At 53.8% G+C, this 20,801-nt stretch carries 16 protein-coding genes and 2 pseudogenes; 14 read left to right on the top strand and 4 right to left on the bottom strand.

What is annotated here, in order from left to right:
* The first annotated feature begins 85 nt into the window (after nucleotides 1-85).
* The 14 genes from NKH89_RS33980 to NKH89_RS33915 all read left to right on the top strand — a co-directional run bounded on the left by NKH89_RS33980 (nucleotide 86) and on the right by NKH89_RS33915 (nucleotide 17,706).
* Nucleotides 86-1,591 carry a lipopolysaccharide biosynthesis protein gene (locus NKH89_RS33980; protein WP_352911661.1) on the top strand — a complete coding sequence of 502 codons (1,506 nt, stop codon included), beginning with the start codon at nucleotides 86-88 and terminating at the stop codon, nucleotides 1,589-1,591.
* Nucleotides 1,588-2,979 (top strand): hypothetical protein, encoded by a 1,392-nt coding sequence (locus NKH89_RS33975; RefSeq protein ID WP_352911659.1) that lies wholly within the window; start codon nucleotides 1,588-1,590, stop codon nucleotides 2,977-2,979. The genes NKH89_RS33980 and NKH89_RS33975 overlap by 4 nt, the downstream gene beginning before the upstream one ends.
* Before the next feature lie 58 nt (nucleotides 2,980-3,037).
* Entirely contained in the window at nucleotides 3,038-4,000 is a 963-nt protein-coding gene (locus tag NKH89_RS33970) for a glycosyltransferase family 17 protein (protein ID WP_352911656.1), read from the top strand.
* A 47-nt stretch (nucleotides 4,001-4,047) separates the two neighbouring features.
* Entirely contained in the window at nucleotides 4,048-4,734 is a 687-nt protein-coding gene (locus tag NKH89_RS33965) for an FkbM family methyltransferase (RefSeq protein ID WP_352911653.1), read from the top strand.
* A 123-nt stretch (nucleotides 4,735-4,857) separates the two neighbouring features.
* Nucleotides 4,858-5,613 (top strand): FkbM family methyltransferase, encoded by a 756-nt coding sequence (locus NKH89_RS33960; RefSeq protein ID WP_352911651.1) that lies wholly within the window; start codon nucleotides 4,858-4,860, stop codon nucleotides 5,611-5,613.
* A 42-nt stretch (nucleotides 5,614-5,655) separates the two neighbouring features.
* Nucleotides 5,656-6,822: a glycosyltransferase family 4 protein gene (locus NKH89_RS33955; protein ID WP_352911650.1), complete on the top strand. Its 1,167-nt coding sequence runs from the start codon at nucleotides 5,656-5,658 to the stop codon at nucleotides 6,820-6,822.
* Between the two features lie 58 nt (nucleotides 6,823-6,880).
* A complete protein-coding gene (locus NKH89_RS33950; protein ID WP_352911648.1) occupies nucleotides 6,881-7,921 on the top strand; it encodes a CgeB family protein in 1,041 nt (346 codons plus the stop codon).
* A 33-nt stretch (nucleotides 7,922-7,954) separates the two neighbouring features.
* Complete coding sequence (locus tag NKH89_RS33945; protein WP_352911645.1) at nucleotides 7,955-8,971, top strand: glycosyltransferase family 4 protein; 1,017 nt, start codon at nucleotides 7,955-7,957, stop codon at nucleotides 8,969-8,971.
* Between the two features lie 30 nt (nucleotides 8,972-9,001).
* Complete coding sequence (locus NKH89_RS33940) at nucleotides 9,002-10,168, top strand: glycosyltransferase family 4 protein (protein WP_352911642.1); 1,167 nt, start codon at nucleotides 9,002-9,004, stop codon at nucleotides 10,166-10,168.
* 14 nt (nucleotides 10,169-10,182) lie between these two features.
* Nucleotides 10,183-12,312 (top strand): bi-domain-containing oxidoreductase, encoded by a 2,130-nt coding sequence (locus NKH89_RS33935; RefSeq protein WP_352911640.1) that lies wholly within the window; start codon nucleotides 10,183-10,185, stop codon nucleotides 12,310-12,312.
* 8 nt (nucleotides 12,313-12,320) lie between these two features.
* Nucleotides 12,321-13,418 (top strand): non-hydrolyzing UDP-N-acetylglucosamine 2-epimerase, encoded by a 1,098-nt coding sequence (wecB, locus tag NKH89_RS33930; protein WP_352911639.1) that lies wholly within the window; start codon nucleotides 12,321-12,323, stop codon nucleotides 13,416-13,418.
* Nucleotides 13,408-15,051 carry a heparinase II/III family protein gene (locus tag NKH89_RS33925; RefSeq protein ID WP_352911638.1) on the top strand — a complete coding sequence of 548 codons (1,644 nt, stop codon included), beginning with the start codon at nucleotides 13,408-13,410 and terminating at the stop codon, nucleotides 15,049-15,051. Before wecB ends, NKH89_RS33925 begins: the two co-directional genes overlap by 11 nt.
* A 34-nt stretch (nucleotides 15,052-15,085) precedes the next feature.
* On the top strand, nucleotides 15,086-16,339 hold the full coding sequence (locus NKH89_RS33920; protein ID WP_352911636.1) for a glycosyltransferase family 4 protein: 1,254 nt from the start codon (nucleotides 15,086-15,088) through the stop codon (nucleotides 16,337-16,339).
* Nucleotides 16,340-16,356: 17 nt separating this feature from the next.
* Nucleotides 16,357-17,706 carry a nucleotide sugar dehydrogenase gene (locus NKH89_RS33915; protein ID WP_502896983.1) on the top strand — a complete coding sequence of 450 codons (1,350 nt, stop codon included), beginning with the start codon at nucleotides 16,357-16,359 and terminating at the stop codon, nucleotides 17,704-17,706.
* Nucleotides 17,707-17,867: 161 nt separating this feature from the next.
* Here NKH89_RS33915 and tnpB (NKH89_RS33910) read toward each other — a convergent pair.
* From tnpB (NKH89_RS33910) to tnpA, 4 genes and pseudogenes are all read right to left on the bottom strand, one after another.
* Nucleotides 17,868-17,987, bottom strand: a pseudogene (gene tnpB / locus NKH89_RS33910) (IS66 family insertion sequence element accessory protein TnpB); the annotation flags it as partial.
* Nucleotides 17,988-18,252: 265 nt separating this feature from the next.
* Nucleotides 18,253-19,783: pseudogene (tnpC, locus tag NKH89_RS33905) on the bottom strand (IS66 family transposase).
* Nucleotides 19,784-19,831: 48 nt separating this feature from the next.
* Nucleotides 19,832-20,188 (bottom strand): IS66 family insertion sequence element accessory protein TnpB, encoded by a 357-nt coding sequence (tnpB, locus tag NKH89_RS33900; RefSeq protein ID WP_263791208.1) that lies wholly within the window; start codon nucleotides 20,186-20,188, stop codon nucleotides 19,832-19,834.
* Nucleotides 20,185-20,631, bottom strand: a complete 447-nt coding sequence (gene tnpA / locus NKH89_RS33895; RefSeq protein WP_352483797.1) for an IS66-like element accessory protein TnpA — start codon at nucleotides 20,629-20,631, stop codon at nucleotides 20,185-20,187. The genes tnpB (NKH89_RS33900) and tnpA overlap by 4 nt, the downstream gene beginning before the upstream one ends.
* Between the last annotated feature and the right edge of the window lie 170 nt (nucleotides 20,632-20,801).

The following is a 20,801-nucleotide window of genomic DNA, read 5'->3' as shown; positions in this document are numbered from 1 at the left end:
TGGCATGCTTCTAGCGGCCCGTTAGGGTTCTTTGGACTGCCCTTGGGCAAGGCTGTTAACATTCCACAATTCGTTTGGAACTGAAGTGACGAAACGGCGCCAGCTCGCAGGCAGTGGGGATCGGAATCTAGACGGTCCTCCCCAAGGAATAACTAAGAAGAGAACAATAGTCGCTGTCTTCTGGAGCTCCTGTGACGCATTCACTCGAATAGGTCTGCAATTTATTGTTTCGATAATTTTGGCGCGGATACTTACTCCGAACGAGTTCGGCACGATTGCGCTGCTATCAATGTTTGTTGGCATTGCAAACGTCTTTGTTGATGGGGGATTCACGTCGGCATTGATACAAAGCCAAAATCACTCATATGATGATGAATGTACGGTCTTCTGGTTTAACATGCTCGTAGGTGTGTCTGCAGCTGCGCTCCTGATTCTGTCTGCACCCACAATAGCTATATTCTATAGCATCCCCGTTCTAATTCCACTGACCCAGCTTGTTGCTGCGAGCGTCGCGCTGAGCGGTTTGTCAGCCTTGCACGTGACGCTCCTGAAAAAGAAGCTTGATTTTCGGCGGCTTATGGTAATCGGGGGAGTGGCTTCGCTGGTTTCGGGTACTGCGGCCGTGTACCTGGCCGTGAGAGGCTATGGTGTCTGGGCGCTCGCAGCGCAGACTGTAGTTGCATCCATCGTCACCACTCTAATGGCGTGGTTGATGCACCCCTGGCGGCCGAGTTTCCTTTTCCGCCGGGCCTCTATTGTCCGTTTGTTCGGATTTGGCGGATACATGCTTGCTGCTCGGCTGTTGGATGTCGCTAACCAACGGCTTTATACGATGACCATAGGCAGATTTCACGGGCCAGCTGAGCTAGGTATCTATCTGCGCGCGGAAAACACAAGGCAGATGCCGGTTGGTCTGTTCACCGGGATCCTTTCAAGCGTTGCATACCCCGCATTCGCGAACATAGCGGGTGATCGCGAGAAGCTCAAACAGGCTGTTAGGCTTTGCGTTAGGTCCATAATGTTCATCAACGTACCGTTGATGCTTGGGCTGGCCTTGGCCTCTGCTCCGGTGATCGAATTGCTATTTGGACCCAAATGGCGTTCGTCGGCCCCGTTATTGCAGATCCTTTGCCTCGCCGGAATTCTATGGCCTTTGCAGGTTATCAGTGATAGTGCGATTCTGGCCGTAGGTCGATCCCGTACCTACCTGAAAGCCGGGACTGTTAAGAAAGTAATTGGTCTTGGAATGGTTATATGCGCCTCATACTACAGCGTCACCCTTATTGCGTATACGCAAGCCGTTCTGTCCATTGTCTATTTTGTAATAACCGCGAGAATAAACCAGAATGTGCTTGGGTACAGCGTTAGAGATCAGGTAATGGACTTTCGCGGTGTGCTGGTGGTGGGATCTGCGGTTAGCGCTATGATGTACTACTTACAGTCTAAAATTGCTATGCATCTCGGGCCCGAGCTTTTCATGCTGGCTATCGGTGCCCTGGTTTATGCTTGTCTTTGTCTAACTCTGAAGCTGGTGCGGCTCAGTGAGCTGGAGGGTCTTTTTAGAAGACCGAATAGGGTTAACTCGGCGTGACCGTCGATTATCACGTTTTAAATTGGCTAGCAGTTGCGCTTGCGGCGTTTGCAGCAATTCGCGCGTATCAAGGACTACGTGGCCCGTTCGCCTGGTTTTGGGCCATGCTGGCATTTGGCATAAGCTCGACCGTGTTGGTGACGTCGTTGTCAAGCCTTGGGCTAATTGCCGAATTGAAGCGAGCGCCGGACGAGTCTTACAGCCTGATGTATCAGCTCGTTCTACTTGAGTCAGCGGCGATGTGTGGTGCTCGCTTTCTGCTTGGGGAATACATTCTCTCGCGGTTGGTATCCGCCAATATGCCGGTAATATCGATCCCACCGAAAGCCATTGTTCGAATAATTACGACGCTAACGATAGCCGCGGCTGTTGTCCAGATCGGCTTGCAGTTAACCGGATACACGGGGTACTTTCGCGCGGCCGAATATTCAACCGATCCGCCTCCTTGGTTGGATCTGGTAAAGAAGATTATTTCCATCGGCTATGGCCTATTTTTCATCCTGTCAATTGTTTGGCAAGCTCAGAACCGCAGACGACTCCTATATGTAGTTTGTGGCTTGTGGGTTTTTAGCGGTCTGTTATCCGGCTATAAATCCGCGGTCTTTTTGCCAATCGCGATGATCGGAATAGCTAGCTGGATGATCGGGCGGTTCCAGGCGCGGTTCATCGTTTGGACTTTCCTGGCGGTTCTGGCCGCCTACTCGATCATAGAGCCCCTGCGCAAGTATCGAGACGACGTGGGAGGTGTTGGAGCCTCGTCGGCATTCGCCCGACTCAGCGAGAGTGGCGAGGAGCTCAATATGTTTTCAATTGAGAACCTAACGGACAGAGTTATCAGAAGGTATGATTATAGCGATATAACTGCACGAGCGCTGCTATACTCGGAGGTGGGGCAGCTACCGACCTACACTCAGCGTCTACAAGAAATGTACCGTCGCTGGTTTACTATGGCATTTATCCCCCGATACTTTTCAAAAGAGAAACCCCTTGCCAACCTGGGCTCGGTACTGTCATACGAAATTACGGGAAATGATCAGAATTCAATTGGTGCAATTAGATCGGCAGGGGTGTTCATAGCAGGAGGATACCTTGCTGTATTGGGTGCGGGTTTTGTCGTGGGATCACTGCTCACTCTGGCAAGTGTTCTGATGTATTTGTGGTTGAAGAGCCCAATCAGACTTGTTCCGTTATTCCTTCTTGCGCTTGCGCTCTCTAGGCCAAGTGATATCGCCCTATTCAGTTTCATATCGGCTGGACGGTCAATCGCGACATTCGCAGGCTTTGTTGTGACAGGTAAGGTCTTTGGGTTTGTAGTAAGTCATAGGCCAAACGGGTTGTTTGGCAATCGTACTTCACTTCCGCGGCTTGGCGGCGAGCCGAGTGCTTAACAAAATGTCCGCCATGGACCGGTCGGCCTGGTGTGCAGCAGAATAATGGTGGCGGATTTTGGGCCAGAAACGACGCGTCTTTGACTGCTTCTTGTTTAACGATGAAAGAGAGCTGCTGGAGGTACGCCTTCAGCTGCTTAGCACGCTAGTAGATCAATTTGTAATTGTGGTGTCCGATCAGACTTTTACCGGCCTTCCGAAATCCAGCAAGTTTCCATGGGACAGCCCCATTGTTGATCGATTTCGTGACTCGATAAAATTGGTACATCTAGAAAGTTTAGTGGGTAGGGACGCGTGGGCTAGAGAGGCCTATTCCAGAAATTCTATTCTAAATGGGGTTCCAAACGGCGATCCTTGGGATTTGCTTATTGTCTCAGATATCGACGAGATACCAAGGCCAGCAAGTATTGAAGCTGCAGCGCTCCTATCGGATGATGCGTTTCCTGTTGTGCTCTGCCTCGACTACTTTAATTTTAAATTTAACTACAAGATGACGATCGGAATGCAAGCGGTCTGGGCGGGGCCGGTAATTACAACTGTTAGGGCAATGACTACACCGCAGAAGCTCAGGTCCGGACGGTGGGCAGGCCTCCACCGGGGGTCGGGTGTAATCTATAACGCCGGTTGGCATTTTAGCTATCTGTCTGCGGGAGATGACGTGAAGAAGAAGCTGGAGAGCTTTTCTCACCAAGAGAAACACATTCAGGCGAGGGGTTCTGTAAGGGTCGACAAATTAATTGCTCTGAGAGAGGGATTCCATAGTCATCACTCGCCTTGCGCAGTATGGTCAGTTGTCCCTATTCATTCACTGGATTGTCATAAATTGGAAGAACTTGTGCTGCGATATCCTGCACTGACCTTATCTGAAGGGATAGATGATCAAGGTGAAATTGAACTTCGGAAAAAGTTGTCAGTGAACAAAATGGCAGTTTACGAACAAGAAAAGATTCTTAGAATGTGTGCCACTCGTCATATTTTCTTCGAGCTTGCACGGCGAGTGGCTCGACGCATTCATCGCTAGAATCCAAATCTCGTGCTAGAGCAAGAAAGGCAGCGACGAGCAATCAAATGACAGGCAAGATGCAATTAATTAATGAAGGATACACGAGCGCTTGGCTCAAGTGGCACTTGTTTCGGAAGTTCCGGAGGCGGCGTGGTGATCTCTATCAAGGCGCCCTTCTGCGGCTTCGCCACTTGCTTGCTACTCTGCCGAGGAAGTCTCTCGTAATCGATTGCGGGGCTAACGTCGGAAAGGTAACTCGATATTTTGTGGAGCACGGCATGAAGGTGATCGCTTTCGAGCCTGATCCCGTAGCACGTAGTCGTCTGCTAGTGGAGTTCTCGGCTCACCCTGATGTCCTTATAGAGGCAAAAGCGGTCGGCTGTGAGGACGGCGTAATGCCATTCTACCAGTTGCCCGACCTTAAGTCTGGTGGAATAGAACAGACTGAGTCATCTTCAATAGTACAGCGGAATGTACACGCAGCCGAACCGATAGGCCGTGTTGATGTGATTGACATCGCCGCATATATACAAGCGCTATCCGAGCCCGTAAGGATATTGAAACTGGATATTGAGGGATCTGAGGCTGACGTACTCGAACGACTTATCGAGAGCGAGGTCTACCGAACTATAGACCTGATTCTGGTCGAAACTCACGATAGGTTCTCAGACTCGCTAGCTTTTCGTTTGCAAGCGATACGAAAGAAAATTGTAAACCATCGCATCCGCAATATTAATCTGGATTGGAGATGACATGTCTCTAGCAGGGGCTGAGCGTTGAAACACATGCGTGATCTGCCGTTGGTACGACGGTCACTGTGGCGAGTTGCCAGGTGGCTATATTGCTTCGCGAGGGGTGAACAAAGCACCAATGACATGAGCCGCAATGGTGAGCTTTACCTACAGCGCGAAGTCGTTCGGGCAAATTGGGGCGTCCGGGACTTCGTCGTGTTTGACATAGGTGCCAACCGAGGCGATTGGAGCGCATCGCTTTTGCAGAATATGTCCTCGGCACCGTCTGATTGGACCGGAGCTAGATGTTTTGCGTTCGAGCCGATTTCTGCCACCCGAGTGCGTTTGACCATTCGGTTGCAGGCCGATGAAGGAAGACGGATTGAGATTGTTCCTGGAGCTGTTTCGGATCGACCTGGAAGAATGAGAATGGCAGTCATGAGTCCCACGGGCGGGACCAACTCCCTTGTGTTCGACAAGGAGATGGAGAGTGCAGCGCTCGGCTTCGAGGACGTGGAATTGGTTACAATAGACCAGTTCTGCAAAGATAGGCAAATTAATCACATCCACCTTATAAAATGCGACACGGAGGGTAATGATCTCAACGTCTTGCGTGGAGCGTTAGCCCTACTAAAAAATGGCTCTATTGACGTCTTCCAGTTTGAATATAATTATCGCTGGATAAACGCTGCTGCGTTCCTTAAGGACGTCTTTTCTCTTGTCGAGGGCACACCATACGTAATCGCACGAGTTATGACGGACTATATTGAAGTGTTTGATCGGTGGCATCCAGAGCTGGACAGGTTTTTTCAATCAAACTACGCGCTTGTCCATTCCGCCAAGGTTAAGTTGTTCAGAGCGCGTCAAGGTACGTTTGATAAATCAAACACCTACGCCTGAGATGCGAGTTCCGAAAAAAATGGACGCCTTGCGAATCCTGCTATGAAGAAAGTTGCTGTCGTAAATAGCCACCCAATTCAATATTTTGCTCCTCTCTATGCACGAATTGAAAAGTCTGCCTGTTTTGATCTGACGGTATTTTACCTTTCGGATTTTTCCCTACGTGGAGCTTTCGATGCGGGCTTCGACAGGCCGGTTAAGTGGGATATTGACCTGCTGAGAGGCTACAGCAGTGTGTTTGTTGGCAGGAGTTACCAAAAGGCGACGCCATCATCATTGAAAAATTCAGTCATTCCCGGACTATTTTGGCACCTGGTTAAGGGTCGCTTTGATGCCGTGGTGATCCACGGCTATCGGCCGTTTTACAATATTACCGCGATAATCGCTGCTAAATTGGTCGGCGCGAAGGTATTGTACAGAAGCGATACAAACATTGTTCTCGAGCGGAAGCGGAAGAGGAAAATAAGAGACTTTTGCGCAAAGGTGGTTCTTCGGCGTTGTGACGCGCTGCTGGCGATAGGTAAAAACAACGCCGACTATTATTCGTGGATGGGCGTGCGACCAGGAAAAATTGTTCTGGCGCCGTTCGCTGTAGACAATGATAGGTTTGCCCGTGCACGGAATTCGAGGCGTGAAGATCATGATGCCACGCGGCTGAAGTTTGGCATCTCATTAGACCGGCCGGTAGTTGTTTTTGCGTCAAAATTAATACGGAGGAAAGGGCCCCAAATAGTTCTAGAGGCTGTTCACAAATTGAATAGGGAAGGATCCGACGTTGAACTTGTAGTTGTTGGGACAGGCGAGATGGAGGCAGAACTGCGTTTGCAAGCGAATACGTTTGCTCACCTTCGGGTCACGTTCACCGGCTTTGTCAACCAATCTGAACTGCCCTCTCTGCTTGCGTGCTGTGATGTCTTGGCCTTCCCGACAAAGGACGAGCCATGGGGATTGATCGTGAACGAAGCAATGGCCGCGGGTCTGCCGGTGGTCGTTGGCGATGACGCAGGATGTGTCCCCGACTTGGTAAAGGACGGTGTCAATGGTTTTGTCGTGAGACCAGATGACGTTGAAGCATTGAAGGTGGCTCTAGCCAAGATCGTTAACGACCCCAAGCTCAAGAATGAGATGGCGGAGGCCAGCGCAAGGATAATAGAGAGATGGACTTTCAGCGAATGCATTTCTGGCTGGCAGAGGGGCCTGGAACGGTAAAACCTACCTCAAAGTGGGAGGGAAGCGCACCTTGACTGGGCGAGTAGCTGGCAGGTTAATGAAAGCTGTGTTTGTCGCACAGCTCGGCGTCGGTGACACCGGAGCCGGTTTGGCTCAGGGGTTTCGCGAGCTTGATTGGGCAGTTCAAGACGTTGATATCCGGCAATACATTCCAAGAGCAACTAAAGCTTGGCAATCACGCTTGGCGGCCCGTCTTCTCCGTGGGTCAGTAATACGAGAGTACCAAAATACAGTGCTGGACGTCTGCAGATCGTTTAGACCGGACGTCATGATAACGGTGAAAGGAGACGCCATTTCGTCACAAACGGTGACAACATTGCGGACCATGGGAATAAAGAACGTGCTGTTCTATCCCGACGTGGACTTTGATCATCCCGGCGTTGACGAGGAGAAATTTCGGGAATTTGACCTAATTGTAACGACAAAGTCGTTTCACATCCCTTACCTCGAACGCAAGCTCGGGTCGGGCAGAGTTGCGTTTGTTCCGCACGGTTTCTCGCCAGCGGTACATCGACCGATATACCGCCGAATGTCCGACTCTGAACGAACAAGCGATGTGTTGTACGCTGGTAACCATTCTGCCTATAAGCAACTCTGGTTAGAAAATTTGATTCGCGCGAACGACCGGGTAGGCCTCACTATTCTTGGATCGCGGTGGAAACAGAGAATCCTAAAATCTCCACTCTATGGTCAAAGAGTACTGGGGGCACTTCATAATGCGGCGTACGCCGAGGCTATACAGGGCGCCAAGATAAATATTGCAGTTCATTTTGGAAAAACCAAGTCTGGATGGGAAGACTTAGTTTCTAAACGGTCATTTGAAATACCTGCATGTATGGGATTTATGCTTCATATAGATAATCCAGAGATTCGAGAATTATTTGATGTCGGCAGAGAGATTGATGTTTTTAGCTCAGTTGATGAATTGAGTGACAAGATTGACTTTTATCTCGCTCGTCCGGATCTTCGAGCTGACATGATAGAGCGCGCTTTTAGGCGTGCCGTGCCAGGTTATTCATTTAGCTCAAGAGCGGAGCAGATCGTTTCGTTGCTTCGCGACTCAGGTCTAACTGGTTGACTTAGCGCTGATCGTGGGAGAACCGGTCAAAGGATGAGTGAGCACTTGGCAAGAGTCAGAGTCACGCAATTCATGCGTCGCCCTCGATCAAACGCTTTCAGTCTGGAACGAATTTTCGATGACCTCCAAGAGAAGCTAATTTGTGAGCACAATTGTGACGTAAGCCGTTACGTCTGTAGGAATCCTTCAACAGGTTTTTGGGGGCGCGTTCAGGACGTTTGGCTCGCGAGACAGGCTCAAAGCGAGGTGAATCACGTTACCGGGGATGTCCATTATCTGACGTTCCTCTTACCGCGCCGGCGCACAATTCTGACCATACATGATCTTGTGTTGCTCGCCCGATATTCCGGCTTGCGGAGGTGGCTAGTTTGGCTTCTCTGGTATTGGGTGCCCGTTCAGAGGAGTAAATACGTCATTGCGATCTCAGAAAGTACGAGATGCGAGTTGTTGAAAGAGGTTCGCTGCAATCCGAACAAAGTTCGTGTTCTGCACAATGCTGTTTCGGGAGAATTTAAATATGCCCCGAAATCGTTCAATACCGATCAACCGAGAATATTGCAAATTGGAACAAAGGAGAACAAAAATCTCTCTAGAATTGCTGCAGCGATACAGGGTATGGATGTAGTGCTTGTAGTGGTAGGAAGGATGTCAGAGGAACAAACGTTACTCCTGAGACGTTTTGAAATAAAATTTGAAAACTATTTTGACATTTCTCGTCAGGAATTGGTGGAACATTACGTGGCCTGCGATTTGTTGGTCTTTGCCTCGACTTATGAAGGCTTCGGCCTCCCTATTGTTGAAGCAAATGCTGTGGGTCGGCCGGTTGTAACTAGTGCTGCTTGGTCGATGCCCGAGGTGGCTGGGGGGGCAGCCTGTCTTGTCGATCCCCACGACGTAAAATCGATTCGTGCCGGCATTGAAAGGATCATTGTCGACGAGGACTATCGCACGCGTTTAATTTGTAGGGGGCTGCGCAATGCGGAGCGGTTTTCGCCATCGTCAGTTGCCGCTCGTTACGCGGCCGTGTACCGGGAAATAGCCGACAAGTAGTGCTGGCAGAGTGATCAGTGAGCAGAAAAGATGATGAAACCTGTGGTGCTCTTGTTTGTTCGACATTACCTGCCAGGGTTCAAATCTGGGGGGCCGATTCGAACAATTCAGAATTTGGTGGATCATCTTTCTAGTGAGATCGACTTTAGGATAGTGACGTCGGATCGTGACGCTACTGACACGGAGCCATACAGAAATATAGTCAGCAACACATGGCTCGAGCGTGGAGGGGCGAGGGTATTTTATTGCTCGCCGGAAGCAAAGAAGTTCTCGAAAGTCCGCGAGTTAATCGCGGGAACGCCGCACGACATTATGTATTTGAACAGTTATTTTGACCCTGTCTTTACAGTAAAGCCCTTGGTAGCTCGGCGGTTTTTTAATGGAGAGTTTCGGCCCTGTATCATTGCACCTCGTGGTGAATTCGCTGGATCTGCTCTTGCTCTGAAGTCGTTAAGAAAATCTGCGTTTATAAATTGTGCCCACGCGGTCGGGTTGTATAGTGGAGTTACTTGGCAGGCCTCAAGTGAAGCGGAAGCCCAGGATATAGCCAGAATATTGCCAAACGCTGAAAACTCAGTCGTCATATGTAATAATCTTCCGCCGTTAAAGAATGGAAAGATAGTCCGGAATCCGCGGCGAGATACGGCTATACCATTGCAAGTGTGTTTCCTGTCGCGCATTACGCCGATGAAGAACTTGGACTTTGCGTTGCAGGTACTTATGCGAGTAAAACACCCAGTACATTTTTCGATTTACGGGCCCATACGTGACGAACAGTATTGGGGGCAGTGTCAGACCCTGATTCGATCTTTGCCAGAATCTGTTACGGTGGACTTTGCTGGACCGGTTGCTCATAACGACGTTGCCGAAAAATTGAGCTGCCATGATCTTTTTTTTCTCCCGACAAGGGGAGAGAATTATGGCCATGTGATACTGGAAGCGCTATCCGCCGGATTGCCGATATTAATTGCGGACACCACACCGTGGTCCCACGTCGTAGAAAACGGCGCTGGGTGGGCACTTCCATTGAACAACATAGACGCGTTCGTTCAGCGGATAAATGAGATCGCAGTCCTTGATGCCGACAACCACGAGCTGATGCGGCGGCAGGCGAAAGCCCTTGCGTTGAGGCATCTCCACGACGAAGGAGCGGTCCCTTCGACACTTAAACTCTTTACGAATTCTTTGGGCGGCTGACGAAGGATACATCCTTGAAGCAAATACTCCAGTCTCTAAAGACCGGCGCGACCGAGATAGCTGATGTGCCTTGCCCTGCGGTCGGCCCTGGGCAGGTGTTGATTCGGTCGTCGCGCACACTTGTTTCAGCCGGTACGGAACGGATGCTAGTGGAATTTGGCAAAGCCGGATTGATAGGCAAGGCCCGGCAGCAGCCCGAGCGCGTGAAGCAAGTTCTGGACAAGATTCGGACCGATGGCTTGGCACCTACTCTTGAGGCTGTGTTTAACAAACTCGATCAGCCACTGCCGCTCGGTTATTGCAATGTCGGGACGATAATTGAAATCGGAGCAAAAGTGTCGGACTTTGCCGTGGGTGACCGAGTGGTATCCAACGGAAAGCACGCGGAGGCGGTCGCGGTGGCGGCAAATCTGTGCGCCAAGGTGCCAGATGGCGTGTACGACGACGAGGCTGCGTTCGCAGTCCTTGGTGCAATTGCCCTTCAAGGCATTAGACTGGTGCAGCCGACACTTGGCGAAGCCGTTGTTGTAACTGGACTTGGGCTGATTGGCCTGATGGCCGTTCAACTTCTGCGCGCGCATGGTTGTAGGGTGCTGGGGCTCGACTTCGATTCCGAAAAGCTCGCACTTGCTGAGCTTTTCGGTGCAGAAACAGTAAACCTGTCGAAGGGAATCGATCCAGTCGCGTCTGCTATGGCATTTTCGCGTGGCCGAGGCGTGGACGCGGTTCTCATCACGGCGTCGGCAAAAAGCAACGAGCTCATTCATCATGCAGCGCTAATGAGCCGAAAGCGGGGTCGAATTGTACTGGTCGGCGTGGTAGGACTCGAACTCTCTCGCGCTGACTTTTATGAGAAGGAGCTTTCCTTTCAGGTGTCGTGCTCATACGGACCGGGGCGGTACGATCCGAATTACGAAGAGAGGGGGCAGGATTATCCCGTAGCGTTCGTGCGGTGGACCGAGCAACGCAACTTCGAAGCAGTTTTGGATATGATGGCCGGTGGCCACATCGACGTGAAAGCCCTGGTTTCGCATCGCTTCAAGATCGGCCAGGCAGAGAAGGCCTATGCATTGATTGGTGGTGGTGGGCCATCGCTCGGCATCTTGCTCAGCTATCCTGGCGAGGACGAACTGCCGGCGCCCGCACTCACCAAACGTTCCGTCACACTTGGCTCGCCGCCACTGGCAATTGGAAAGGCGAGGGTGGGCTTCATCGGATCGGGAAACTATGCGACATCTGTGCTGGTCCCAGCTTTCAAGGCGGCTGGGGCACAACTGGTGACCATAGGGTCGAGCGCTGGGGTCAGCAGTGTCCATGCCGGCCGGAAATTCGGCTTCGAGAAAGCCACCACGGATACAGTCAGCATTCTCGAGGACTTAAGCATCAATGCGGTGGTTATTGCGACGCGGCACGACACGCACGCTGGGCTCATCTGCGAAGCTTTGAAATTTGGCAAGCATGTCTTTGTTGAAAAGCCCTTAGCTTTGTCACAGCGCGAGATTCAACGCATAGAGATTGCGTATAATGGTGCGCTTGCGTCAGGTCTCTCGCCGTTGCTGACGGTGGGTTTCAACCGACGGTTTTCGCCCCATGTGCGTAAAATAAAGCAACTCCTAACACTGGCGAAAGAGACAAAGAGTTTCGTGGTGACGGTCAATGCTGGAGATGTTCCTGCTCAACACTGGACACATGACCTTGCCGTTGGTGGCGGACGGATCGTGGGTGAAGCCTGCCATTTCGTCGACTTGTTGCGCTTTCTAGCCGCCAGCCCGATCACTAGTCACGCCGTGAGCAGTCTATCCTCGACAACACGAGACACAGTCACTATTCAGCTTGAATTTGGTGACGGTTCAATTGGCTCAATCCACTACTTTGCGAACGGTAGCAGGTCGTTCCCGAAGGAGAGACTGGAAGTTTTTTGCGGCGGCCGAATCCTGCAACTTGACAACTTTCGCAAGCTTCTCGGTTTCGGGTGGCCGGGCTTTTCACGGATGAGTCTTTGGAGACAGGACAAAGGCCAGAAGGACTGCGCCAAGATATTTGTGCGCGCGGTGGAAGAAAACGGATCGGCCCCAATTCCATTCGGTGAATTAGTCGAAGTGAGTTCTGTGGCAGTCGAACTGGCAGAAGCTTTGCGAAAATGACTCGACCGTTGATCGACATCATTGTGGGCGCGCGGCCAAATTTTATGAAGGTCGCGCCAATAATAAGCGAGTTGGAGAAGCGCAAGGCGGGCGGTGGTCGACTTCGTTACCGGCTCGTCCACACCGGCCAGCATTACGACGCACGAATGTCAGATGATTTTTTCGAGCAGCTTGGAATACCCCATCCTGACGTCAATCTAGAGGTCGGCTCGGGTACTCAAGCGGAGCAAACCGGCGCTATCATGACACGCTATGAGCGACTAGTTATGGAGAAACCTGGCAGTCTCTGTTTGGTTGTCGGCGACGTCACGTCGAGCATGGCGTGCGCAATCACTGCCCAGAAACTCGGCGTGCCCGTCGCTCATGTCGAAGCCGGAATTCGATCTGGTGATTGGGGCATGCCGGAAGAGATCAACCGTATAGTGACAGATGCTATTAGCGACTGGTTCTTCACTACGAGCGCGACTGCTAACGAAAATCTGATCAAGACTGGTGTCAGTGAAGACCGCATGTTTTTCGTCGGCAACACGATGATAGATACTCTGTTGGCCAATATGGAACGACTGCGTCGACCGCGTTTTTGGGATCGCCTGGGACTACAGCCAGGAGGGTATTTTGTCCTCACGCTACATCGTCCCTCCAATGTGGACCAGGGAAGGCAATTTGCACAGCTGCTAAGAGCGATCAGCGAGGGGATACGTGGGTTGCCGGCGGTGTTTCCGGTTCATCCCCGCACGAGGAAAACGTTGGACGCGCTGGGCTTCGATGCTCCAGGCATCCACCTGGTCGATCCACAGCCCTATTTGGAGTTTAACTACCTTGTACGCCACGCCAAGGCCGTTATCACCGATTCCGGGGGTGTCACTGAGGAGACAACCGTCATGGGAATCCCTTGCATGACGCTACGCGACTCGACGGAACGCCCCGAAACGGTCACTACCGGTACTAATGAGATCCTTGGTGTTGATCCGAACGCGATTCGGGCGGCTTTAGACCGGCTATTTTCTCATGGCTGGAAGAAGGGCGGAATCCCGGAAAAATGGGACGGGCGCACCGGCGAACGAATTGTCGCAGTGCTGGAAAGTCTGCTCCCTAATGATGCCTAACACGCAACTGCGCCTGCTGTGGCATACCGTCCGGCATCTGAGACCGATCCAGGTCGGTGCCCGTCTGTGGTTCCGTCTCTATCGGCCCAAAGTTTCAACAAAGCCGCTGCCAGTCTTCCGGGAAGCGCAATTCGTGTGGACACGGCCTTCGACCCGTCGGCAAAGCCAGTTCGGACCGAACACGTTTCGCTTCATTGGCGCTGACGGGACCCTCAGTGACGGTTGGGACGATGAACGCCGCGAGAAATTGTGGCGCTACAATCTCCACTATTTTGATGACCTCAACGCGCGAGGAGCATCGGAAAGAATCGGCTGGCACGAAAAATTGATTGAGCGCTGGGTCAAAGAAAACAGGCCGGGGAGCGGCACCGGCTGGGAACCTTACCCGACCTCGCTAAGAATCGTGAATTGGATCAAGTGGGTCCTCGCAGGGAACCGCCTACCGGAAACGGCAGTCAGTAGCCTTGCCACGCAAGCGCGATGGTTATCGCGACGCCTAGAGTACCATCTTCTTGGCAACCACCTCTTCGCCAATGCCAAAGCTTTGGTCTTTGCCGGTGTCTTTTTCGGGGGCAGTGAGGCCGAGAGTTGGCTCGCCAAGGGCTGCAAGATTCTACGAACGCAACTTCCCGAACAAATATTGCCGGATGGTGGGCATTTTGAACTGAGCACCATGTATCACGCTCTGGCGCTCGAAGACGTACTTGATCTGATCAATTTGTTTGGCATGTTTCCACAGATCCGAAGCGCCGATGCGCAGATGCTCTTGACCGTTTTGCCTGCCTATGCCCAAGCTATGCGGCGCTGGCTTGCGAGCATGTCGCATCCAGACGGCGGTTTCGCATTCTTCAATGACGCGGCTTTTGGAGTTGCTCCTTCGCCACAGGAGCTCAACGCTTATGCCGACAGGCTCGGTCTAGGCCAGCAGCAAATTCAAACTGGCACCATTTTACTTCCGGACACCGGCTATATCCGCCTAAACGCCGGGCCGTGCGTTGCGCTCATCGATGCCGCTCGGATAGGGCCGGACTACCAGCCGGGCCACGCCCACGCCGATACGCTTTCGTTCGAACTCTCATTCGGTACCAAACGTCTGCTGGTGAATACTGGTACGTCAGCTTATGGAAGCGGCGCCGAAAGGCTTCGCCAGCGCGGCACTGCAGCGCACAATACCGTTGTTGTCGCGGGCGAAAACTCATCAGAAGTGTGGGCCGGGTTCCGCGTAGCCCGCAGGGCGTTTCCCTTTGGCTTGAGGGTCGAAGACCAGGGCGGGGGCACAGTCGTGACATGTTCACATGACGGGTATATGCGACTAGAGGGAAAACCAGTCCATCAGCGGATTTTGGAGTTCGGGCCGGCGGGCGCCACAGTTCTGGACTCAGTGAAGGGCGGGAGTCATGCGGCAGAAGCACGTTTCCATTTCCATCCCGATTGGACCATTGCCACTGTCGGTGACGGGAAGTGCGGAACAGCAACGATAGCTGATGGCCAATTTGTGAAGTGGGAGGTCGAGTGCGGCGAACCGAGACTCGACAAAAGTTCCTATCATCCCGAGTTTGGTGTCGCCCTTCCCGCAACTTGCCTAGCCGTGAATCTCTCGTCGGGGAGGAGCAGGGTGCGTTTCATATGGTGACTCCCAAATCTGCAAAAAGCTGGCTTGAATCTCGATGCACATTCTTTTTCTGAGTGACAATTTTCCCCCCGAGGTTAACGCGCCTGCTAGCCGCACCTTCGAGCACTGCAGGGAATGGGTTGCCGCTGGCCACAAGGTCACGGTTGTGACATGCGTTCCGAATTTCCCAAAGGGAAGGGTTTTCGCCGGATATCGGAATCGGCTTTGGCAGAAAGAGGAGATGTCTGGAATCTGCGTCATTCGAGTTTGGTCCTACATCACCGCTAATGAGGGTTTTGCACGCCGTGTTGCCGACTATGTGAGCTACATGGTTAGCGCCTTGGCCGCTGCTCTGTTTGTGCGCAGCGCCGACGTTGTAATTGGAACGTCGCCTCAATTTTTCACAGCGTGTGCGGCCTATGGCATCGGCCGGCTGAAAAGGATTCCATTTGTATTCGAACTCCGCGATCTTTGGCCTGAATCGATTCGCGTCGTTGGGGCGATGAAGCGGTCGCTAGTGTTGGACCGCTTGGAAAAGCTTGAGCTATTCCTCTACCGCAAAGCTGCGCTGATTGTCTCTGTGACTTTTTCTTTCCGTGAAAACCTTGCCATGCGGGGTATCGACGGGGACAAGGTAAGGGTTGTCACCAACGGGCTCGATCTCGATCGTTTTAAGCCCCGCTGCAAGGACCAAACATTAGTGGAACGCCACGGTCTGGCGGGCAAGTTCGTTTCTGGCTACATCGGTACCCACGGGATGGCGCATCGGTTGGAAACTATTCTGGAGGCGGCAGAAATACTTTCTCGCCAGCCGGGCGGCGAAAAATACTGCTTCCTATTTCTCGGGGATGGCGCAAACAAGGAGGAGCTCGTCGCCCTTGCGGCGGCCAAAAGGCTAAAAAATATACTGTTCGTCGATTCCGTGCCGAAGGAAGAAGTGGTAAAATACTGGTCTTTGCTCGACGCTTCGATTATTCACCTGAAAAGGGATGATCTTTTCAAATCGGTTATCCCATCAAAATTATTCGAATCTATGGGAATGGGTATCCCGATCCTGCACGGCGTAGAGGGAGAATCAGCGCTTATCGTCGAGCGCGATGATGTGGGTCTTGCCTTTCAACCCGAAAACGCCGAGGAATTATCTCGCCGGTTGAGGGAGCTTTGCGAAAACGCAGCGTTGTGGCGGCGGCTGAGTACCAATGGTCTACACGCTTCACGGCGATATGACAGGAGGGTGCTTGCAGCTAAAATGCTGCAATACCTCGAGGATCTGGTCGCCGGACGGCAGCCGAAAAATGATGACCTTTAACGTGGACATAAAAACAGATGAACGAACACATTGGAATGAATGTCGAGACTAGGCTTGCTGGAAGGCTGAGAGATCGTTTGGCTGTTGTTGGTGTTATTGGCTTGGGATATGTTGGTTTGCCACTTGCCGCCGCATGTGCCCGTGGCGGCTTTGACACGGTCGGCTTCGACGTCGACCCCAACAAGATCGAGCAACTCAACCGGGGGCGATCATACATCGATGCGGTCTCGTCGGATGATCTAAACCAACATCGAAGGCAAGAGAAATTCCGCGCCACGGCGGAATTTTCCGAGCTCCCCGGCTGCGACGTGGTGGTCATCTGCGTACCAACCCCGTTAACACGCCACCGCGAGCCCGATCTAAGATATGTCAGCGCTACCGCGGAGACCATCGCTACCTATCTTCGGCCGGGCCAGCTGATCATTCTCGAATCAACGACGTTTCCCGGGACGACCGAGCAGGTAGTCAAACCGATACTTGAACAGCGTGGATTGAAGAGTGGTATCGATTTTTTCTTAGGATTCTCGCCCGAGCGCGAGGATCCGGGAAACGCAGATTTCCACACGACAACCATTCCGAAGGTAGTTGCGGGCGAAGGAGCGGCAGCCTCCTCCCTTGTCCAATCCTTTTATTCGGCGGTTGTTGAGAAGATCGTGGTTGTCTCTTCGCCAAGTGTAGCCGAAGCGGTGAAGATAACCGAGAATGTGTTCCGAGCAGTTAACATCGCACTGGTTAACGAGCTGAAAGTAATCTACGATGCGATGGGAATAGACATTTGGGAAGTTGTAAACGCCGCTGCGACGAAGCCATTTGGTTACATGCCGTTCTATCCGGGTCCTGGGCTTGGAGGTCACTGCATTCCGATTGATCCGTTTTACCTTACTTGGAAATCGCGTGAATATGGGTTGACTACCCGGTTTATTGAGCTTGCTGGTGAAATAAATCTTTCAATGCCGCGTTACGTAATAGGAAAACTTGAGCAAGCACTTGACCGTCGTCAGAAGATCTCACTCGGCTCCTCACGGGTATTAATCGTCGGATTGGCTTACAAGAAGAATGTGTCGGATATACGGGAGAGTCCATCTTTCGAACTCATGGAGCTCCTTGAAGATCGCGGGGCCCAAGTAGACTTCCATGATCCCTTCGCGTCTACCATCCCGCCGACTCGAGAGCATGCTGAATTTTCTGGACGGAAATCTGTCGAATTGGATGCCACTGCACTGCGAGGCTACAATGCCATCATTATAGCCACAGATCACGACACCGTCGACTATCAGCTACTAGCTGACAATACTCGGCTCATAGTTGACACTAGAAACGTGTTCGCTCGTAAGGGGATTAGTTCGGATACGATTATTAAGGCATAGCCTTCGTTCTTCTTCTCGACGTGCGGGAGCGGAAATGCTTTCGGATCCAGCGAAGAGTTCCGATTTTCCTCTCAAGGTGAAGCCCTGGGTGCTCGCGTGGTGGCATTGTTTGTGAGGCAAGTTCTGCCATCGTTGAGGAGGCCGATGAACGTATCTCCACGACGCCGCGCCCGGAAGACGTAGACGGCCCCGCTGAACGGATCGGCCCCCATTGTCTCTCGCACCAGCGCCGCTAATCCCTCCGCACCCTTGCGGAAGTCGACGGGCTTCGTCGCCACCATGACCTTGACCGCACCCGTCGGCCCGATCACGACGTCGCCTTCAGCGCGCGGATCACTGCGACCACCGTCTTGGTATCGGCGCCCCGGCCGACGCGCATCGCGATGCCGTCGATCTCAAGCTCGATCATGCCGGCATCTCGGGTGGCTTGCCGTTTCCGCTGCTTCGGTGAACGGCTGGCTACAGGTTCCGCCGCCGCCAAAACCGCCGGCACAAAGGCAGGAGAATCTTGCTGCACCGAAGCGGCCTGTTTGGTAACCGCTGTTCTCAGGCCACGGCCTTGAGCGGCATAGGTCTGTAGGCCCAAGGCAGCAGATCGTCGATCTGGCTTTGTGGATGGCCGGCGACGATCCGGGCGATCACGTCAGCGAGGTAGGTGTGAGGCTCGACGCCGTTGAGCTTGCATGTCTCGATCAGCGAAGCGATCGTTGCCCAATGCTCGGCGCCGCCGTCGGAGCCGGCGAAGAGCGCATTCTTGCGGTTCAGCGCAATGGGACGGATGGCGCGCTCGACGACGTTGGAGTCGATCTCGATCGTACCGTTGTCGAGGAATCTTGTCAGACCTTGCCAGCGCGAGAGCGCGTAGCGGATGGCTTCCGCCAGCTTGGTCTTCTGGCTGATAAGGGTGAGTTGCTGCCTAAGCCACGGCTCAAGGGCATTGATTACGGGACGGCTTCTCTCCTGCCGGACGGCGCGGCGTTCGTCGGCGGAACGACCGCGGATATCGCTCTCAACGTGGTAGAGTTGGGCGATGCGGGCGAGCGCCTCCGTCGCGATCGGCGCGGGGCCGGACTGCGCGAGCTCATAGAAGCGGCGACGCACGTGCGACCAGCAAAAGGCCAAGCTCACGGCGTTGCGTTCGGCCAGCGCCTTGTAACCCGCGTATCCGTCGACCTGCAGGGTTCCGACAAAGCCCTGAAGATGCCGGATCGGCTGTTCGGCCTTGCGGTCCGGAGCGTAGAGATAGGCGACGCCGGGTAGGTCCATTCCGCCCCAAGGTCGGTCGTCTCGGGCATAGGCGAACAACTGCCCCGTTTTGGTCCGCCCCCGGCCCGGATCAAGCACAGGCGCAGTGGTCTCGTCCGCGAAGAGCTTGTCTGAAGCCTTCAGCCGCTCGAACAGCCGCTCATGCACAGGGCGAAGCAGGAAAGCTGCCTTGCCCACCCAGTCGGCGAGTGTCGAACGGTCGAGATTGACGCCCTGGCGGGCGTAGATCTGGGGCCTGACGATATAGGGGAAGGTGGTCGGCATACTTCGACACCAGAACATGAGCCACCGTGGCCTCTGTAGGAATGCCGCCTTCGACGAGACGTGCCGGCGCTGGCGCCTGCACGACCACCTCTTCGCAGGCCCGACACGCATACTTCGGTCGACGGGTGACAATCACCCGGAACTGGGCGGGCACGATGTCGAGACGCTCGGAGACGTCCTCGCCCATAACATGCAGCTGGCCTTGGCAGCACGGGCAGATCTTGTCGGCGATGTCGATTACCTGCTCGACGCGCGACAGATGGGCGGGCAACGAGCCGCGGTTGGCGCGACGCTTACGAGCCCTGGCATCACGCTTTGAGGGGTCCGCGGCTTCCGCGCTGGCGAAGCCCTCCGCCTCTACCTGCTCGGCTTCCTCCAGGCCCAGAAGAAGCTGGTCCTCGGGCAGGCTCTCCGCCCTTCGCCCGAAGCGATGGCGCTGCAACTCCTTGATGATTTGGCGGAGCCTCTCATTCTCCGCACGCGCGGCCAGAAGCATCGCCTGAAGTGCATGAGGATCGTCGGGTAGGGCAGCGGCCGCGTCAGTCACGAAGCGGATTCAAGCATGGATTCCAGTGATTTGGCAATAATCCGATGGTCAGCTCGCCGTCGTTGGAACACGCATCTCGCGCGTTTCGTGCACACGCCGCCAGTCGAGGCCTTCCAGGAGTGCCTGCAACTGTGCCGCCGTCAGTCGCACGACACCATCGGTAATGCCCGGCCAGCAGAACTTGCCATCCTCCAGCCGCTTGGCGAACAAGCATACGCCCGTGCCGTCGAAGTAGACGAGCTTGATCCGGTCGGCCCGCTTGGCCCGGAACACGTAGACCGCGCCCGAGAATGGATCCGCGCCCATCGCCTCGCGCACGAGCGCTGCCAGACCTTCCGCTCCCTTGCGGAAGTCGACCGGCTTCGTCGCCACCATGACCTTGACCGCTCCCGTTGGCCCGATCACGACGTTGCCCTCAGCGCACGGATCACCGCTGCAACCGTCTTCGAATCCGCCCCACGACCCACCCGCATTGCGATGCCGTCGATCTCGAGCTCGATCACACCAGCGTCTCGAGCCGGCTCCCGCTTTCTTGGCTGTGGCCGATGCTTCGCCGCAGGCTTCGGAGGCGCTGCCGTCACCACCGCCGGCACGAACATGGATTCCAATATTGCTGCCTCCCCCATCGGCCGGCGAGCAGCCCGACGCCAAGTGAACAATTGCTGCGGGGAAAGCCCATACCGGCGTGCCACAGCACAAACCGTCTCTCCCGCCTCGTAGCTCTCCGCCACTATCCGGGCCTTCTCCTCCGGCGGCCACTCACGCCGCCGACCCGAACCAGTGAAGATTTCCAGCCGACGGACAGGCTCCTCGTCCCTGGACTTAAGCGTAAACTCTGAAATCGTCATATGTCGAAGCCCTCAAAGGCCTCGAACATCGTCCCTTACATCCACGCGCGAAAGGTGCCGCCGGGACTACGCTCTTCCAGACCGGCGGCTTTTTCGGCCATGGCAACAACCATCGCCTTGAGCGCGTCAACGTCGTCCGGGAGCGCGAGATCGGGTGCCGACATGGCCAA

The sequence above is a fragment of the Mesorhizobium sp. M0923 genome, assembly GCF_040319365.1.
GTDB lineage: Bacteria > Pseudomonadota > Alphaproteobacteria > Rhizobiales > Rhizobiaceae > Mesorhizobium.
The sequence above is the reverse complement of the archived record's forward strand: the minus strand, read 5'-3'. Positions and strand labels throughout refer to the sequence as shown.

What these genes read in the sequence shown, in the direction of transcription:
- NKH89_RS33965 (WP_352911653.1), top strand. Translation starts at nt 4,048, where the DNA reads ATGACAGGCAAGATGCAATTAATTAATGAAGGATACACGAGCGCTTGG.
- NKH89_RS33960 (WP_352911651.1), top strand. Translation starts at nt 4,858, where the DNA reads ATGAGCCGCAATGGTGAGCTTTACCTACAGCGCGAAGTCGTTCGGGCA.
- NKH89_RS33955 (WP_352911650.1), top strand. Translation starts at nt 5,656, where the DNA reads ATGAAGAAAGTTGCTGTCGTAAATAGCCACCCAATTCAATATTTTGCT.
- NKH89_RS33950 (WP_352911648.1), top strand. Translation starts at nt 6,881, where the DNA reads ATGAAAGCTGTGTTTGTCGCACAGCTCGGCGTCGGTGACACCGGAGCC.
- NKH89_RS33945 (WP_352911645.1), top strand. Translation starts at nt 7,955, where the DNA reads ATGAGTGAGCACTTGGCAAGAGTCAGAGTCACGCAATTCATGCGTCGC.
- NKH89_RS33940 (WP_352911642.1), top strand. Translation starts at nt 9,002, where the DNA reads ATGATGAAACCTGTGGTGCTCTTGTTTGTTCGACATTACCTGCCAGGG.
- NKH89_RS33925 (WP_352911638.1), top strand. Translation starts at nt 13,408, where the DNA reads ATGATGCCTAACACGCAACTGCGCCTGCTGTGGCATACCGTCCGGCAT.
- NKH89_RS33920 (WP_352911636.1), top strand. Translation starts at nt 15,086, where the DNA reads ATGCACATTCTTTTTCTGAGTGACAATTTTCCCCCCGAGGTTAACGCG.
- NKH89_RS33915 (WP_502896983.1), top strand. Translation starts at nt 16,357, where the DNA reads ATGAACGAACACATTGGAATGAATGTCGAGACTAGGCTTGCTGGAAGG.
- tnpA (WP_352483797.1), bottom strand. Translation starts at nt 20,631, where the DNA reads ATGACGATTTCAGAGTTTACGCTTAAGTCCAGGGACGAGGAGCCTGTC.